The following is a 16399-nucleotide window of genomic DNA, read 5'->3' on the forward strand; positions in this document are numbered from 1 at the left end:
CCGGCGAACGCCGGGGTCCAGATCGAACCCACAGCGCTCGCCAAGAGAGTGCCGTAACTCGGCGCGTGCGCTCTAATCGCTCGGGATGAATCTGGGCCCCGGCATTCGCCGGGGAAATCGGCTAGGGATTAGGTCTGGGATTCTCTTAGGACTTTGCCATGCTCCGCCACACCGCCTCCCTGATCGCGCTGGCCGCCGTGCTGGTCGCCGCGCCCGCAACAGCCGCGCCCAAGGCCGCCGACGCCGACAAGGCCGTCGCCAAGATCGTCGCATCGCCGAGCTTCAAGAAGGCCGTCGCCAAGCTGGACGCCGACTTCGACCGCACGGTCGCCGACATCATCACCCTGACCGAGATCCCCGCCCCGCCCTTCAAGGAAGAGCAGCGCGCCAAGGCGTATCTGGAGATGCTGAAGGCCCACGGCCTCTCGAACGTCGAGATGGACGCCGAGGGCAATGTCATGGGCGTGCGCCCCGGCACGGCGACCAAGGGTAAGGGCCCGTTCGTGGTCATCGCCGCGCACCTAGACACCGTCTTCCCGGAAGGCACCGACGTGAAGGTGCGCCGCGAGGGGACCAAGCTGATGGCGCCGGGCATCGGCGATGACACCCGGGCGCTGTCGACCCTGCTGGCCTATGTCCGCGCCATGGACGCGGCCGGGATCAAGACCAAGGCCGACATCCTCGTCGTGGGGAATGTTGGCGAGGAAGGCCCCGGCGACCTGCGCGGCGTGCGCTATCTGTTCAACAAGGGTCCGTACAAGGGCCGGATCACGTCCTTCTTCTCGATGGACGGCGGTGATCCCGACCGGATCGTTGACCAGGGCACCGGCTCGAAGCGCTATCGGGTGACCTTCACGGGCCCCGGCGGTCATAGCTACGGCGCGTTCGGCATCGTCAATCCGATGGCGGCCATGGCCAAGGCGGTGACCGACCTCTACGCAGTCGAGGCGCCCAAGAAGCCCAAGACCACCTATTCGGCCAGCGTCACGGGCGGCGGCACCTCGGTGAACTCGATCCCGCACGACGTCTTCATGGAGTTCGACATGCGCTCGGAGAGCGCGGCCGAGCTGGCCAAGCTGGACCAGACGCTGATCGGCATCTTCGACAAGGCCGTCGCCGGCGAGAACGCCGCCCGCTCCACCAAGAACGGCGCGGTCAGCTATCAGGCCAAGGTGATCGGCGAGCGTCCGGCCGGCGCCACGCCGCCGACCGCGCAGATCGTCGCCCTGACCGAAGGCGCGGTGAAGGCCCTGGGGTACAAGCCGACCCGCGAGGCCAGCTCGACCGACTCCAACATCCCCATGAGCCTGGGCGTGCCGGCCCTGACCATCGGCGCAGGCTTCCGCGGCGGTCGGGCCCACGCGCTCGACGAATGGATCGACGTCACGAAGGACGAGAGCCTGAAGGGCATGCAGGTGGGCCTGGCGGCCCTGCTGGCCGTGGCGGGGGTGGACTAGGCGCGGGCTCTCGCCCGTCCTGTCACTAGAAGGATGCCGGCGCACACCAGCGCCAGGGCGGCGGCGTTCTTCCAGGCCAGCACCGGCTCGTGCAGGAACAGGGCCGACAGCAGCACCCCGAACACCGGGATCAGGAAGTTGAACACCGCCAGCAGCCCCACCGGGTTGTGCTTGAGCAGCAGGCTCCACAGGGCGAAGGCGGCCGCCGACAGTCCGGCCATATAGGCCAGCAGCGCCAGCGAGCGGGCGTCGAACGCCTCCAGGTGTCCGCCGGCCACCGCGCCGATCGCCAGAAGCACGGCCCCGCCAATGGCAAGCTGCCAGCCGGTCATCACCATCGGGTCGAGCGTCTGCGAGATCGCCCGCCCCCAGATCGACCCCGCCGCCAGCACAAACGCGGCGGCGACCACAAAGCCCTCACCCAGCAGGCTGAACTCGAAATCGAACCCCTTGCCGCCCAGGTTCACCGCCAGCACCCCGGCGAAGCCCAGCAGGCAGCCGATCACCTTGCGCGGGGTCAGCTTGTCATTGGGGAACAGGAAGTGGGCCAGCACCACGCCAAAGAAGGCGCCGGTGGCGTTCATGATCGACGACTTCACCCCGGTCGCGTGGGCCAGGCCGATATAGAAGAACACGTACTGCAGCGTGGTCTGGAAGACGCCGAGACCCAAGAGTCGGCCGATCTGATCGCGCGGGATGGCGACCGACCGGCGGCCCAGAACCGCCAGCCCCAGCAGGATCAGCCCCGCCGCCAGAAAACGCCAGCCGGCGAACAGCATCTGGGCGGCGGTGTCGGTCTTGGCCACATGCAGCAGGGCATAGCCCGCCTTCACCGCCGGGAAGGCGCTGCCCCACAGCAGGCAACAGAACAGGGCCACGCCGATGACGAAGCGACGGTCGCTGTAGAGCTCGGCGCGAGATGAGGGCAAAGGCCAGGACCTGAAAAGACTTCGCCGCCCCACGGGGATGGGACGGCGATCGGACGTCCGCCTTCTAGACCTGCGCCAGGACGGCTTCAACCGCCCTGCGTCAGCAGCGCCAGGATGACCGGGATCGCGGTTCCCGCCGCGAGCAGCCCGACGGCGGCCTTGCGGTCGCGACCGTGGAACAGGGCCATCCATACGCCAAGCACCGTGGCGGCGGTCAGCGACAGGGCCACGAGCAGAAAGAGAGCCTTCAGAACAACAACAGCCGGCTTAGGTCCCTGGTCGGCGGGCGCAGATGGCTTGGATGCGACGGTCGTCGGCGCAGTGACCGCCGCAGGAGGCTTCGCACGCTTGGGCCTCAGCTTGAACACCTGGTCCTTGTGCAGCATGCCCAGCTTCTCGACGGCCGGGACGGGCTTGTAGCCGTCGTGCGACTCATGAAGCCCGTAGAGCTGCACAGCCCCGGTCAGCGCGAAGAACACGACGCTAGGCGCGACGAAGACGCCCAACCACGTGTGTATCCTTCGGATCAACGCCAAGCGCAGGGCGGGATTTCGACGAACGGGCTTGTCCATAACGACCTTCCAGCAACGCGCGTGACGCGCGCTGGCCAGACCATCGTTCGCCCCCCGCGACAGCGCCCTGACGAGGATCAAATCCCGAAAAGGGATTACCGCAGGCTGAGCTTGGCCTTCTGGATATCGGCGCTGGCCAGCTTGGGGGTGTCTTCGTTGCTCACCGGCGCGCCGCCTTCGGCCAGCATGCGGTCGATGCGAGCCTTCTGCGAGCGGAACGAGGCCAGCTCTGCGCCCGCCAGGATGGTGCCCTGGGGCACCTTGGCGCCGATCGGATTGACCCGCTGGCCCTTCAGCCAGACCTCGTAGTGTAGGTGAGGGCCGGACGACATGCCCGTCGAGCCGACATAGGCCACAACCTGGCCCTGGCGGACCCGCATGCCTGGCTTGATGCCCTTGGCGTAGCGCGAGATGTGCGCATAGCCGGTGTCCCATTGGCCTGAATGGCGGATGCGCAGCCAGTTGCCGTAGCCGGCCCAGCGGCGGGCCTCCAGCACGACGCCGTCCCCGGCGGCCAGGATCGGCGTGCCGGTGCCGGCGCCGAAATCGACGCCTTGGTGGGCGCGGTTGTAGCCCAGGATCGGGTGACGGCGCAGGCCGAACTTGGAGGTGATCCGCGCGCCGTCGACCGGCGTGCGCAGCAGGAAGCCTTTGATATTCTTGCCGGTCTCATCGAAGAACTGGCTCTTGCCGTCTTCACCGCGACGATCGAAGGCGTAGAACTTCTGGCCCTTGACCTCGGCGTATTCGAGGTCGCCGGCCTCGATGGTGCGGCCGCTCTCGGTGACCTTGCGATCAAAGATCAGGCAGAAGCGGTCGCCTTCCTTGATGTCGCGCGAGAAGTCGATCTTGTGCGAGAACAGCTTGGCCGCTTGGCTGATCACCGCCGGCGTGCCGCCGACATTGGCCACGCTCTCGTAGAACGAGCCGTTCATCTCACCGCAAGCCACCTGCTGCTCGTCGCGGACCTCTTCCTCCATCTCGCGCAGGCGCAGAGCGCCGTCGAAGGTGCGCGAGACGGTCAGGGTCGAGGACGGGCTGGTGCGCATCGATAGGCCGACCAGACGGGCCGGACCGCGCTGGCTGCGGCGCTGGGCGACGGCGGCCTCAAAGGCCATGCCCGCCTTGATATTGACGGTATCGATGGCGCCTTGCAGCGTCGCGACGACCTGACGAGCCTCTTCCGGCGCGACGCCTGTCCGCAGCACGGCGCCCTGCAACGTCTCGCCGGGGCGGACCTTGACCTCGATGTTTTCAGGACGCTCGAAACCGGGCTGAGCCTCGGCGCTGGCGAAAGCGATGTGTTGCAAGGCCACAAGCGCGGCAGGGTCGAGCGGCGCCTTGGCGAGCGGGGCGGCGGCGTCGTCAGCGGTCAGCTTCCAGCCCAGACCCAAAGCCAGGAGGCCGGCGACCGCCGTGAAAACCCGCGGCGCCCAGCGCGTCGCGCTGCGTCGTGGATCGAATTCTTGCATCGGTCCCCCGTCGGTGTCGATGCCGCGTAAGTCAAAATGACACGGCTGGGAAGCCCACCAGCAAACGTCGCGCCGGATCCTGAGGGCCCTCGCGCTCGGCGGAACGGACTATTCCGCGCCTTTGTCTTTTTGTCACGGGCAAGGTTGGCGCTAGCGAGGCGGCGAAGCGTAACCTTATGATCTGAAATAGAAAACGCCCACCTTTTGGGTGGGCGTTTCTGGGTACGCTTTTACTGTTACGCTTACTGGATTCCGACGACTCAGGCGGCGTTGACCGCTTCGTTCGGGTCGCGCAGCACGTAGCCGCGGCCCCAGACCGTCTCAATGTGGTGCTTGCCGTGCGCCGAAGCAGCCAGCTTCTTACGCAGCTTGCAGATGAAGACGTCGATGATCTTCAGTTCCGGCTCGTCCATGCCGCCGTACAGGTGGTTCAGGAACATTTCCTTGGTCAGGGTCGTGCCCTTGCGCAGGGAGAGGAGCTCCAGCATCTGGTACTCCTTGCCGGTCAGGTGAACGCGGTTGCCGTTCACTTCCACCGTCTTGGCGTCCAGATTGACCACGATGTCGCCGGTCTTGATGACCGACTGGGCGTGGCCCTTCGAGCGACGGACCACCGCGTGGATGCGGGCGATCATTTCGTCCTTGTGGAAGGGCTTGGTCATGTAGTCGTCGGCGCCGCCGGCGAAGGTCTTGACCTTGGTGTCGATTTCCGAGGAGCCCGAGAGGATCATGATCGGCGTGTTGATCTTCGCGACCCGCAGGGTGCGCAGAACATCGATGCCGCTCATATCCGGAAGATTGAGGTCCAGCAGGATAAGATCGTAGTCGTAGATCTTGCCCAGATCGACGCCTTCTTCACCCAGATCCGTCGTATAGACGTTGAAGCCTTCAGACTTCAGCATCAGTTCGATGGTCTGCGCTGTCGCGCTGTCATCCTCGATCAACAGTACGCGCATGAGCCCCTCCACGCCAACACTGGCGTATTCGAACGTCTTTGGCGGGAGTCCGCCGGTGAAACCCTTCGGCCACTTTGCCGGAGAGTTAATTTAAGACTGGTTAATGGTGAATGTTTCCCGTTGGACGAATGGTTAATCTGATTTGCGAATCGGGTGCAAGCCGCGTCGGAGCCCCTGAACACATTGGTCGCAGGCGTCGCAGGGGGTCATTTTCAGCCCCCTATTTCGACCTGAAAAATCGCTAGAATTGAGGCGGAGAAAGCGGTTCGAACGCCGTTACCGCGTTAAGAACCGTCGCTGGCGGTTCGCCTGGCAGACGAAATCGCGGCGTTCTGTCGCGAGATTTTCCCCAGCCATCCACACCTGTTTTCGACGCAAGCCGCACCACGCCGCGACACCCGGTCGCGGACGATTTCAGTCGATCTCGTCCGCCAACCAACCCGCCGCGCGAAGCTTGGCCACAGAGGCGCGGCTCACTGGAGCGGTCTCGCCGTCGATGAGTTTCAGACGCAGGTTACGACCATCCCGCTCGACGCCCGTGATCGCTCGCCGCGCCACCCACCAGGAGCGATGGGTCTGCAGACCCTCCACGCCCGCGAGGCTGGCCGTGACCCGGGCCAGCGGGCCCATCTCAAGACGCGAGCCGTGCTCGGTGCGGATGCGGACATAGTGGTCCTCCATCTTCAGATAGAGGACGTTGCTGGTGTCGACGCAAGACGCCGTCTCGAAGGACGTCGGGGTCAAGGACAGAGCCGCCGACGGTTGGGCCGACGCCCGCCCGGCCTGTCGAGCGCGCAGGAAGTACGACCCCACCACCAGCGGGGCCGAGATCGCTAGGCATTGGCCAAACCACGCCGCCAGCGGCACCGCTTCGGCAACTGCGGGCCAGAAGGCGATGGCGAACAGGCGGATGGGCGCCCCCAGGAGCACCGTCCCAAGCAGGATGACGAAAGGAAGCGCCGTCCAGTCCGGGAAGCCCAGGCGCATGGCGCCGGCGGCCCCCAATCGTGTGAGGATCCCGAACAGAACCATGCCGAAGACGACGCTGCAGACCCAGTAGGCGACGCGCACCGCCGGTCCGTCGTTGAAGAAGCTGCCGAACGGCCCCATCAGGCCGAGCAGGATTCCGATCACGACCGCCACCGACAGGTCGATCGTCCACTCACGGGCCGTGCCCAGCAGGGGCGGGTTGGAAGCGTCAGCGCTCATGACCGGATCATTAGGCGAGGCGGGCCGGAGTCGCCACCCCGCGCCCGTTCGCCCGCCTGCGAACCCATTCGCCCATTCGCGCAGGAGCGCTGGCGGCGGCCGGAAACCGCCGCCTAAGCAGCGTCATCGCTCATCTTAAAGGGACCACCCGGACCGCCATGTCGCTTCGTGCTCTTTTCGCCGCCGCCAGCCTCGCCGTCGCTGCTTTCGCCTCGCCCGCCCTCGCCGACAACGCCGGCTTCATGGTCCTGAAGCAGCCCCGCGCCGAGGGCGCGCCGGTCGAGGTCGGGATCTGGTATCCGACGCAGGCCAAGCCCGCCTTCATGCCGCTGGGCTCGTGGGGCCACACGGTCGCGCCCGGCGCGCCGGTCGTTGGTGAGAGCCTGCCGCTGATCGTCATGTCGCACGGCAACGGCGGCTTCTTCGGCGGTCACGCCGACACCGCCCAGGCCCTGGCCGAAGCCGGCTTCGTGGTCGCCGCGCTCACCCACCCTGGCGACAACTACAAGGACCAGAGCCGCGCCACCGCCCTAACAGATCGTCCCGCCGCCCTGTCGGCCCTGATTGGCTGGATGCTGGAGGCCTCGCCGCTGAAGGCCAAGCTGGACCCGGCCAAGGTCGGCGCCTTTGGCTTCTCCTCGGGCGGCTTCACGGTGCTCGCGGCCGCCGGCGGCAAGCCGGACCTCGGGCTGGTGCCCGCCTACTGCCAGGCCCATGCGACCGACTACGCCTGCAAGCTGACCGCCGGCCGGCCGATCCCGGGCGACGTGCTGACCACGCCCTGGGTCCACGACGCCAGGATCAAGGCCGTGGTCTCCGCCGCCCCGGCGCTCGGCTTCGCCTTCGGCAAGGACGGCCTCAAGGGGATCACCGCCCCGGTTCAGCTGTGGAAGGCGGCCGATGACGAGATCCTGCCGGGCGACGCCTACGCCGAGTTCGTGCACCGCAACCTCAAGCGCAAGCACGACTACCGCGTCGTGAAGGGCGCGCGGCACTTCGACTTCCTAACGCCCTGCGAGACCGCGCCGGTGGGCGGGACCCAGATGCTCTGCGCGAGCGCGCCTGGCTTTGACCGCAACACGTTCCACCAGACGTTCAACACCGAGGTCGTGCGCTTCTTCAGCCACCAATTGGTCGCACCTCAAAAGGCCGCTCCGAAGGGCTGAGTTCATTCCCGATTAACCACGTTGGCCGAGTCTGGCGCCTGCTGTTTCGGGAGCCGTCTTGCGTAGCCTTATCGCCGCCGTCGAACGTATCGATCCGCTGACCATCTATGGTCGGGTGGCCGCAGTGAACGGGCTGCTGATCGAGGTGCGCGGCGGCCTGACCCGCCTGGCCGTCGGCGCGCGGGTCGAGATCGAGCGCTTCGGCCAAAAGCCCTTGCCCGCCGAGGTCGTCGGCTTCCGCGAGACCCGCGCCCTGCTCATGCCCTTCGGCCCGGTTGAGGGCGTGGGTCCGGGCGCGGAGATCCGCATCGTGCCCGAAGGCGCTGTGGTCCGTCCGACCAAGGCGTGGCTGGGCCGGATCATCAACGCCTTCGGCGAGCCGATCGACGGCCTGGGTCCCCTGCCGCAGGGCGAGGTCCCCTACCCGCTGAAGACCTCGCCGCCGCCGGCCCACGCGCGCGGCCGAGTGGGCGAGCGCCTGGATCTGGGCGTACGCTCAATGAACGTCTTCACCACCACCTGCCGGGGCCAGCGCCTGGGCATCTTCGCCGGCTCGGGCGTCGGTAAGTCGGTGCTGCTGTCGATGCTGGCCAAGGAGGCCACCTGCGACGCCGTGGTCGTCGGCCTGATCGGCGAACGGGGCCGTGAGGTCCGCGAGTTCGTCGAGGAGACCCTGGGCGAGGAGGGCCTGCGCCGCGCCGTCGTGGTGGTCGCCACCTCGGACGAGCCGGCCCTGACCCGCCGCCAGGCCGCCTACATGACCCTGGCGATCAGCGAATACATGCGCGACCAGGACCAAGAGGTCCTGTGCCTGATGGACTCGGTGACCCGCTTCGCCATGGCCCAGCGCGAGATTGGTCTCGCCGCCGGCGAACCCCCGACCACCAAGGGCTATACGCCGACCGTCTTCACCGAGCTGCCCAAGCTCTTGGAACGCGCAGGGCCTGGGCCGATCCGTCCCGACGGCACCACCGCCGCCCCGATCACCGCCCTTTTCACCGTGCTGGTCGACGGTGACGACCACAACGAGCCGATCGCCGACGCCACGCGCGGTATCCTCGACGGTCACATCGTCATGGAGCGCGCCATCGCCGAGCGCGGCCGCTTCCCGGCGATCAACGTCCTCAAATCGATCAGCCGGACCATGCCAGGCTGCCAGCACCCGCACGAGCGCGACATCGTCAAGGGCGCGCGCCAGGTCATGGCCGCCTTCTCGAACATGGAAGAGCTGATCCGCATCGGCGCCTATCGCGCCGGGGCCGACCCCGTGGTCGACCGCGCCATCCGCCTGAACCCGGCGATCGAGGCTTTCCTCAGCCAGGATAAGGAAGAAGCAACCAGTCTCGACGACTCTTTCGGGATGCTGGGCCAGATCCTGCAGAGTGAGTACTGACCGTGACCAAATGGGCCGCCTCTCTGATCCGGATCTCCAACCACGAGGTCGAGACGCTGCAGAAGCGCCTGGCCGAGATCACCGAACGGCGCATGGCCGCCGAGATGCGCGTCACGATGCTGGACGCCGAGGCTGAGGCCGAGGCCAAGAACGCCGAGAGCGACGCCTCGGCTGGCTGGTACATGATCGGCTATCGCGAGGGCTACAAGCGCCGGCGCGCCGAGATGCTCGTCCAGATCGAACAATGCCAGCAGGAAGAGGCTGGCGCGCGGGACGCGCTGTCCGAAGCCTTCGAGAACCTCAAGAAGTACGAGCACGTCGCCGAGCAGGCCAAGATCCTGGCCGCCAAGAAGCTGGGCGCGTTCGAGGCCGCCCAGATGGACGAGCTCAGCATCCGCCGCGCCGCTGTCGGCGGTCGGTAGAATGAAGCGGCTAACCCGGCGCTCGGCGATCGCCTCTGCGCTGGCCATGAGCGCCTGTGGTCGCGAAGCCGCCAGTCAGACAGCGGCGATCGCCGACACGCCCCTGAAATCCATCGCCTCGACGCTGGTCGGCGCCTGCGTGCAGCGTCACCAATTGGACGAGCCGGCCTTTGCCGAACTGCTGGCCCGCAACTACTCCCAACTCACGCCCGAGTGGGAGATGAAGATGGAGTACATCCTCCAGGACGACGGGCGCTTCCGGTTCGATCGCCCCGACGCCATCGCCGACTTCGCGCGACGCCACGGCATGCGGCTCTATGGCACCACTCTGGTCTGGTACGATCAGGGGATGCCCGCCTTCGTGAAGCTGGACGGCCAGGGCAAGAGGTTCGCCGACGCCTATCGCAACTACATCCTGGCGGTGGCTGGCCGTTATCGGGGGCTGGCCTCGGGCTGGGATGTGGTCAACGAGCCGGTGGATGACAACGGCGTCGATCTCCGCCCGTCGATCTGGACCCGCAACCTGGGCGTCGACGAGCACATGGTCCTGGCGTTCCATCACGCCAAGGAGGCCGACCCGAACGCGGTGCTGTTCATCAACGAGTACCACCTCGAGAACAATCCGACGAAGCGGGCGACGTTCATGCGCCTAGTCGAGCGCCTGCTGAAGGCCGGCGCGCCGATCGGCGGGATCGGCACCCAGAGCCATCTCGACCTGGACTTCTCCCGCCCGGGGATGGGCCGGGCGGCCATGCGTGATCTGGCCAGCTTCGGCCTGCCGATCCACGTCTCGGAACTGGACGTGTCTCTAGGCGAAAAGCCGAACCTCGCCCGCCTGCCCGACCTGCTGAACCGGCAAGCGGACCTGACCCGCGAGCTGGCGCAGGCCTATATGGACCTGCCCCCCGCTCAGCGCTTCGCCTTCACCGTCTGGGGCGTGCGCGACAGCGACTCCTGGTTGCGCGGCCAGAACGGCCAGCGGCCCTGGGACCAGCCGTTGCCGCTGGATCCCGCCGGACGCCCCAAGCCGATGTTCCAGGCCTTGGCCGAGGTTCTGTCGGGATAGCGCCGTTCGCTTCACGAAATCTCAAGCGGCCTGCGACAGACTGTCCGCATGAAACTGATCCACGCCCTGCAGGACATGGACAGCGACCAGTCGCTGTCGGCGCGCTTTCGTCGAGCCCGTGCGGCCCGCGTCGTCGCCCTGATCGAGAAGACCTTCGCCGAGCGGGGTCAGTGCCGGATCGCTGATCTGGGCGGTGAGCCGACCTACTGGAACATCCTGTTCGACCGCGCTTTCCTGGAAGCCAACAAGGTTCATATCAGCCTGTTCAATCCCCAGCCGTTCACGGTGGATGATCCGCTGTTCACGGCCGTGGTGGGCGACGCTTGCGACCTGCATGAGCACGCCGACGACAGCTTCGACCTCGTTCACTCCAACTCGGTGGTCGAGCACGTGGGAGACTGGGTGCGGATGGAGGCCTTCGCCCGCGAGTGCCGTCGCCTCGCCCCGCGCTACTACGTCCAGACGCCGTACTTCTGGTTCCCGATCGAACCCCACTTCTCCGCGCCGTTCTTCCACTGGCGCTCGGAACAGGCCCGCGCGCGCCGCCTGATGAAAGGCCCGCTGGGCTTCTCGGAGAAGGCCCCCGATATCGGCGCGGCCATGCGCGACGTCCAGCACGCGCGCCTGCTCGATAAGGCTCAGTTCCGGTTCCTCTACCCCGACGCTCAGCACGTCGATGAAAAGGTCGTCGGACTGACCAAGTCGCTGATCGCGATCCGGGACTAGCGGTTCGCCGCGTTCGGAGTGGTTTTTCCTATCTAAGTGATAAGAACAATCAATTTTACCGATGGATGGAAAGGTAGTGTCCTGCAGTCGCCGGGGTGATGGAAACACCTGCGCGGAGGAACACACCAATGGACGCCAAGGTCGAAGACAATATCGCGGGCCAATGCCCGATGGGCCACGGTCGGGGCCGCGCCAATCGTGACTGGTGGCCGCAGAATCTGCGCCTGGAAGGGCTGAACCAGCATTCGCCGCGCTCCAATCCCATGGGCGAGGCGTTCGACTACGCCGAGGCGTTCAAAAGCCTCGACCTGGACGCGGTCGTCAACGACCTGCACGCCCTGATGACCGACAGCCAGGACTGGTGGCCGGCTGACTTCGGGCACTATGGCGGTCTGTTCATTCGCCTAGCCTGGCACAGCGCCGGCACCTATCGCATCACCGACGGCCGCGGCGGCGCGGGCGGCGGGCAGCAGCGCTTCGCCCCGCTGAACAGCTGGCCGGACAACGCCAATCTCGACAAGGCCCGCCGCCTGCTGTGGCCGATCAAGCAGAAGTACGGCGCCAAGCTGTCCTGGGCCGACCTCTATGTGCTGGTCGGCAACGTCGCCCTGGAGTCGATGGGCTTCAAGACCTTCGGCTTCGCCGGCGGCCGCGCCGACCAGTGGGAGCCCGAAGAGCTGTACTGGGGCCCCGAAGGCTCGTGGCTGGGCGACGAGCGCTACAGCGGCGAGCGTGAACTGGATTCGCCCCTTGGCGCGGTCCAGATGGGCCTCATCTACGTCAATCCCGAGGGCCCGAACGGCAATCCCGACCCGCTGGCCTCGGCGCGTGACATTCGCGAGACCTTCGCCCGCATGGCCATGAACGACGAGGAAACCGTCGCGCTGATCGCCGGCGGCCACACCTTCGGCAAGACGCACGGCGCGGGGGATCCATCCCTCATCGGTCCAGAGCCCGAAGGCGGCGCGATCGAGGACCAGGGCCTGGGCTGGAAGAGCAAGTACGGCACGGGCAAGGGCGCCGACGCCATCACCGGCGGCCCCGAAGTGATCTGGACCCAGACGCCGACGCGCTGGAGCAACCACTACTTCGACAACCTGTTCAAGTACGAGTGGGAGCTGACCGAAAGCCCGGCCGGCGCCAAGCAGTGGCAGGCCAAGAACGCCCCGGCCGACATCCCCGACGCGTTCGACCCGAACAAGAAGCACGCCCCGCGCATGCTGACCTCGGACCTGGCCCTGCGCTTCGATCCCGCCTACGGAAAGATCTCGCGCCGGTTCTACGAGAACCCGGACCAGTTCGCCGACGCCTTCGCTCGCGCGTGGTTCAAGCTGACCCATCGCGACATGGGCCCGATCGGCCGCTACCTCGGCCCGCTGGTCCCGAAGGAAGAGCTGATCTGGCAGGACCCGATCCCCCCGGTCGACCACCCGCTGGTCGACGATCAGGACATCGCCGACCTGAAGGCCAAGATCCTGGCCACCGGACTGTCGGTGTCGGAACTGGTCTCGACCGCCTGGGCCTCGGCCTCGACCTATCGCAAGTCGGACAAGCGCGGCGGCGCCAACGGCGCCCGCATCCGCCTGGCGCCACAGAAGGACTGGGCGGTCAACAACCCGCCGGTCCTGGCCAAGGTGCTGTCGCTTCTCGAGGGCGTCCAGCAGGCCTTCAACGCGACGGCCGCTCGCGGCAAGAAGATCTCGCTGGCCGATCTGATCGTGCTGGGCGGCGCGGCGGCGATCGAGAAGGCGGCCAAGGACGCCGGAACGACCGTCACCGTGCCGTTCGCGCCGGGCCGCATGGACGCCTCGGCCGAACAGACCGACGCCCACTCGTTCGAGGCCCTGGAGCCCCGTTCCGACGGCTTCCGCAACTATCGCGGACCGGGCAAGCACTACATGGCCCCGGAAGAGGCTCTGGTCGACCGCGCCCAGCTCTTGGGTCTGTCGGCCCCGGAGATGACGGTTCTGGTCGGTGGCCTGCGCGTGCTGGACGCCAACGCCGGCGGCTCCAAGGACGGGGTGTTCACCGACCGCCCCGGCGTGCTGACCAACGACTTCTTCGTCAACCTGCTCGACATGGGCACGACCTGGAGCCCGACGGCGGCCAACGCCTTCGCCGGTCATGACCGCAAGTCGAGCGAGCCCCGCTGGACCGCCAGCCGCGTCGACCTGATCTTCGGCTCCCACGCCGAACTGCGGGCCTTCGCCGAGGTCTATGCCTGCGCGGACTCGCAGGAGAAGTTCATCTGCGATTTCGTCACCGCCTGGAACAAGGTGATGAACGCCGACCGCCTGGATCTGGCGGCTTAAGATCCGGCGACTGAAGATCGAGAGGCCCCGGCGGCGACGCCGGGGCCTTTTTTCTGTCCAGGGTTAATTCGACGTCATGACGACCTTGTAAGTTGAGACTTACTTGGCCGGTCCGTACATCGCGCGGCCTCGGCGCGTAACGCCGATCAGTGAACAGCAAAAGGTGAGCGTCTTGCCGGCGCGCGGCGGTCGTCGCGCGCGACGGGAGCGGCTTGCCCCGTCGAAAGGAAAACCCGCAATGATCCACCACCTGTCCGTCTCCGCCGCCGATCCCAAGAACGCGGCCGAGTTCTTCGCCGACGTGATGAACGGCGTCGTCGTCGACTTCCAGCCCAACCCCGGCAGCTACATGGTGTTCAAGGCCGACGGCCATGGCACCGGCATCGAGATCTATCCCGCCGGCAGTGTCATGGTCCCCAACGGCGACCCCGGCGCGGTGTGGGAGCGCCAGCCGGCCGACGCCGATCGCCGCACCTCGACCCACTTCGCCCTCAGCGTCGACAAGAGCGTCGACGAGGTGATGGAACGCGCCAAGGCGCGCGGCTGGCAGGCCTATGTCTGCGATCGCGGCGGCCACTTCCACGTGGTCGAGGTGTGGATCGAGAACACCTGGCTGGTCGAGCTGCTCCCGCCGACCTTCGCCGCCCAGTATCTGGGCTTCGCCGACATGGTCTGCGGCATGGCCGATCCGAACAACGCGCTGGACTCCCACCAGCCGCAGGCTCGCACGCTGGAGCACGCCTAAGAACAGCCCGCCGTCCCGGTTACCCGGGACGGCGGTTGTCGCCTTAGCGCTCGATCTGGCTGACGTCGCGCACCGCGCCGCGGGCGGCGTTGGTGGTCATGGCGGCGTAGGCGCGCAGGGCGGGGCTGACCTCGCGCTGGCGATCCTTGGGCGTCCAGGCGGCCTTGCCCCGCGCCAGTTCGGCCTCACGGCGGGCGGCCAGCACCTCGTCGGACACCTCCAGCGTGATGCCTCGCGTCGGGATGTCGATCAGGATCGAGTCGCCGGTCTCCACGAGGGCGATCAGACCGCCTTCGCCGGCCTCGGGCGAGACGTGGCCGATCGACAGACCCGAGGTGCCGCCCGAGAAGCGGCCGTCGGTGATCAGAGCGCAGGCCGCGCCCAGGCCCTTCGATTTCAGATAGGTGGTCGGGTACAGCATCTCCTGCATGCCCGGTCCGCCCTTGGGGCCTTCGTAGCGGATGACCACGACCTCGCCGGCCTTGACCTGACCGCCCAGGATGCCGCTGACCGCCGCGTCCTGGCTTTCAAACACACGGGCTGTGCCCCGGAAGGTCAGGATCGACTCGTCGACCCCGGCGGTCTTCACGATGCAGCCCTCAGGCGCGAGGTTGCCGAACAGCACAGCGAGGCCCCCGTCCTTCGAGAACGGATGCTCGACCGAGCGGATCACGCCCTTTTCGCGGTCCAGGTCCAGGTCTTCCCAGCGGGCCGCCTGGCTGAAGGCGACCTGGGTCGGCTTGCCACCGGGCGCGGCCTTGAAGAACTCATGGGCGGTCTGGCTGTTGGTGCGGCCGATGTCCCAGCGGGCCAGGGCCTCGCCCAGGGTCGGGGCATGGACGGTCGGCTGGCTGGCGTCGATCAGGCCGCCGCGCTCAAGCTCACCCAGGATGGCCATGACCCCGCCCGCGCGGTGGACGTCCTCCATGTGCACGTCGCTCTTGGCTGGAGCCACCTTGGACAGGCAGGGCACGCGGCGCGACAAGCGGTCGATATCGGCCATGCTGAAGTCGATCCCGCCCTCATGGGCGGCGGCCAGCAGGTGCAGCACGGTGTTGGTCGAGCCGCCCATGGCGATGTCGAGGCTCATGGCGTTCTCGAACGCGGCCCGGGTGGCGATCCCGCGCGGCAGGGCGGTGGCGTCTTCCTGCTCGTACCAGCGCTGGCAGAGATCAACGACCAGGCGGCCGGCCTCCTTGAACAGGGCCTCGCGGTCGGCGTGTGTGGCCAGCACCGAGCCATTGCCGGGCAGCGACAGGCCCAGGGCCTCGGTCAGGCAGTTCATCGAGTTGGCGGTGAACATGCCCGAGCACGAGCCGCAGGTCGGACAGGCGGCCTTCTCGATCGCCTCGACTTCCTCGTCGGAATAGCTGTCGTCGGCGGCCACGACCATGGCGTCGACGAGGTCCAGCGCCTTGATCTTGCCCTTCACCGTGACCTTGCCGGCCTCCATCGGCCCGCCCGAGACGAAGACAACCGGGATGTTGAGACGCATGGCGGCCATCAGCATGCCGGGCGTGATCTTGTCGCAGTTGGAGATGCAGACGATCGCGTCGGCGCAGTGGGCGTTGACCATGTACTCGACGCTGTCGGCGATCAGGTCGCGGCTGGGCAGCGAATACAGCATCCCGCCGTGACCCATGGCGATGCCATCGTCGACGGCGATGGTGTTGAACTCCTTGGCGACGCCCCCGGCCGCCTCGATCTCGCGGGCGACCAGTTGGCCCAGGTCCTTCAGGTGCACGTGGCCCGGCACGAACTGGGTGAAGCTGTTGGCGATGGCGATGATCGGCTTGCCGAAATCACTGTCCTTCATGCCCGTGGCGCGCCAGAGGCCGCGGGCGCCGGCCATGTTGCGGCCGTGGGTCGAGGTGCGGGAGCGATAGGGAGGCATGGGACAAATCCAGTGTCGGTCGTGGGGTCTTTCTAGGCCAAGGCGCTTTGATCGAGAAATATATTAGTCGGCGCTGATTA

General features: G+C 67.0%; 14 protein-coding genes. 8 read left to right on the forward strand and 6 right to left on the reverse strand.

Annotated features, from left to right (window positions below; genetic code table 11):
• The first annotated feature begins 158 nt into the window (after positions 1-158).
• A complete protein-coding gene (locus ACT53N_RS13710) occupies positions 159-1457 on the forward strand; it encodes a M20/M25/M40 family metallo-hydrolase (protein WP_476064416.1) in 1299 nt (432 codons plus the stop codon).
• Here the strand turns inward: ACT53N_RS13710 and ACT53N_RS13715 are convergent.
• The 5 genes from ACT53N_RS13715 to ACT53N_RS13735 form a co-directional block, all read right to left on the reverse strand.
• A complete protein-coding gene (locus ACT53N_RS13715; protein ID WP_476064417.1) occupies positions 1454-2386 on the reverse strand; it encodes a DMT family transporter in 933 nt (310 codons plus the stop codon). The genes ACT53N_RS13710 and ACT53N_RS13715 overlap by 4 nt on opposite strands.
• Positions 2387-2472: 86 nt before the next feature.
• Positions 2473-2958, reverse strand: a complete 486-nt coding sequence (locus ACT53N_RS13720) for a hypothetical protein (RefSeq protein WP_476064418.1) — start codon at positions 2956-2958, stop codon at positions 2473-2475.
• Between the two features lie 95 nt (positions 2959-3053).
• Positions 3054-4430, reverse strand: coding sequence for a peptidoglycan DD-metalloendopeptidase family protein (locus ACT53N_RS13725; RefSeq protein ID WP_476064419.1), 1377 nt, complete (start codon positions 4428-4430; stop codon positions 3054-3056).
• Between the two features lie 260 nt (positions 4431-4690).
• Positions 4691-5386: a response regulator transcription factor CtrA gene (gene ctrA / locus ACT53N_RS13730; protein ID WP_062094333.1), complete on the reverse strand. Its 696-nt coding sequence runs from the start codon at positions 5384-5386 to the stop codon at positions 4691-4693.
• Positions 5387-5800: 414 nt separating this feature from the next.
• Complete coding sequence (locus tag ACT53N_RS13735; protein ID WP_476064420.1) at positions 5801-6595, reverse strand: LytTR family DNA-binding domain-containing protein; 795 nt, start codon at positions 6593-6595, stop codon at positions 5801-5803.
• 158 nt (positions 6596-6753) lie between these two features.
• On the opposite strand from ACT53N_RS13735, the gene ACT53N_RS13740 reads away from it, so the two are divergent.
• From ACT53N_RS13740 to ACT53N_RS13770, 7 genes are all read left to right on the forward strand, one after another.
• Positions 6754-7761: an alpha/beta hydrolase family protein gene (locus ACT53N_RS13740; RefSeq protein ID WP_476064421.1), complete on the forward strand. Its 1008-nt coding sequence runs from the start codon at positions 6754-6756 to the stop codon at positions 7759-7761.
• Between the two features lie 58 nt (positions 7762-7819).
• Positions 7820-9154 carry a flagellar protein export ATPase FliI gene (fliI, locus tag ACT53N_RS13745; protein WP_310216875.1) on the forward strand — a complete coding sequence of 445 codons (1335 nt, stop codon included), beginning with the start codon at positions 7820-7822 and terminating at the stop codon, positions 9152-9154.
• A gap of 2 nt (positions 9155-9156) precedes the next feature.
• Complete coding sequence (fliJ, locus tag ACT53N_RS13750) at positions 9157-9576, forward strand: flagella biosynthesis chaperone FliJ (protein ID WP_476064422.1); 420 nt, start codon at positions 9157-9159, stop codon at positions 9574-9576.
• Position 9577: 1 nt separating this feature from the next.
• The gene (locus ACT53N_RS13755) at positions 9578-10642 is read left to right on the forward strand and encodes an endo-1,4-beta-xylanase (protein ID WP_476064423.1); all 1065 of its coding nucleotides are present in this window, start codon (positions 9578-9580) and stop codon (positions 10640-10642) included.
• Between the two features lie 48 nt (positions 10643-10690).
• Positions 10691-11368, forward strand: a complete 678-nt coding sequence (locus ACT53N_RS13760) for a class I SAM-dependent methyltransferase (RefSeq protein ID WP_476064424.1) — start codon at positions 10691-10693, stop codon at positions 11366-11368.
• Between the two features lie 95 nt (positions 11369-11463).
• Entirely contained in the window at positions 11464-13680 is a 2217-nt protein-coding gene (gene katG / locus ACT53N_RS13765; RefSeq protein ID WP_476064425.1) for a catalase/peroxidase HPI, read from the forward strand.
• Between the two features lie 238 nt (positions 13681-13918).
• On the forward strand, positions 13919-14425 hold the full coding sequence (locus ACT53N_RS13770) for a VOC family protein (protein ID WP_476064426.1): 507 nt from the start codon (positions 13919-13921) through the stop codon (positions 14423-14425).
• A 43-nt stretch (positions 14426-14468) separates the two neighbouring features.
• On the opposite strand, the gene ilvD is transcribed toward ACT53N_RS13770, so the two are convergent.
• Positions 14469-16319 carry a dihydroxy-acid dehydratase gene (gene ilvD, locus ACT53N_RS13775; RefSeq protein ID WP_476064427.1) on the reverse strand — a complete coding sequence of 617 codons (1851 nt, stop codon included), beginning with the start codon at positions 16317-16319 and terminating at the stop codon, positions 14469-14471.
• Positions 16320-16399 lie beyond the last annotated feature (80 nt).

The organism is Caulobacter sp. DMC95 (assembly GCF_056313785.1).

Excerpts from the sequence above, each read along its gene's own strand:
- ACT53N_RS13710 (WP_476064416.1), top strand. The coding sequence starts at position 159 with ATGCTCCGCCACACCGCCTCCCTGATCGCGCTGGCCGCCGTGCTGGTC.
- ACT53N_RS13720 (WP_476064418.1), bottom strand. The coding sequence starts at position 2,958 with ATGGACAAGCCCGTTCGTCGAAATCCCGCCCTGCGCTTGGCGTTGATC.
- ACT53N_RS13725 (WP_476064419.1), bottom strand. The coding sequence starts at position 4,430 with ATGCAAGAATTCGATCCACGACGCAGCGCGACGCGCTGGGCGCCGCGG.
- ctrA (WP_062094333.1), bottom strand. The coding sequence starts at position 5,386 with ATGCGCGTACTGTTGATCGAGGATGACAGCGCGACAGCGCAGACCATC.
- ACT53N_RS13735 (WP_476064420.1), bottom strand. The coding sequence starts at position 6,595 with ATGAGCGCTGACGCTTCCAACCCGCCCCTGCTGGGCACGGCCCGTGAG.
- ACT53N_RS13740 (WP_476064421.1), top strand. The coding sequence starts at position 6,754 with ATGTCGCTTCGTGCTCTTTTCGCCGCCGCCAGCCTCGCCGTCGCTGCT.
- ACT53N_RS13755 (WP_476064423.1), top strand. The coding sequence starts at position 9,578 with ATGAAGCGGCTAACCCGGCGCTCGGCGATCGCCTCTGCGCTGGCCATG.
- ACT53N_RS13760 (WP_476064424.1), top strand. The coding sequence starts at position 10,691 with ATGAAACTGATCCACGCCCTGCAGGACATGGACAGCGACCAGTCGCTG.
- ACT53N_RS13770 (WP_476064426.1), top strand. The coding sequence starts at position 13,919 with ATGATCCACCACCTGTCCGTCTCCGCCGCCGATCCCAAGAACGCGGCC.
- ilvD (WP_476064427.1), bottom strand. The coding sequence starts at position 16,319 with ATGCCTCCCTATCGCTCCCGCACCTCGACCCACGGCCGCAACATGGCC.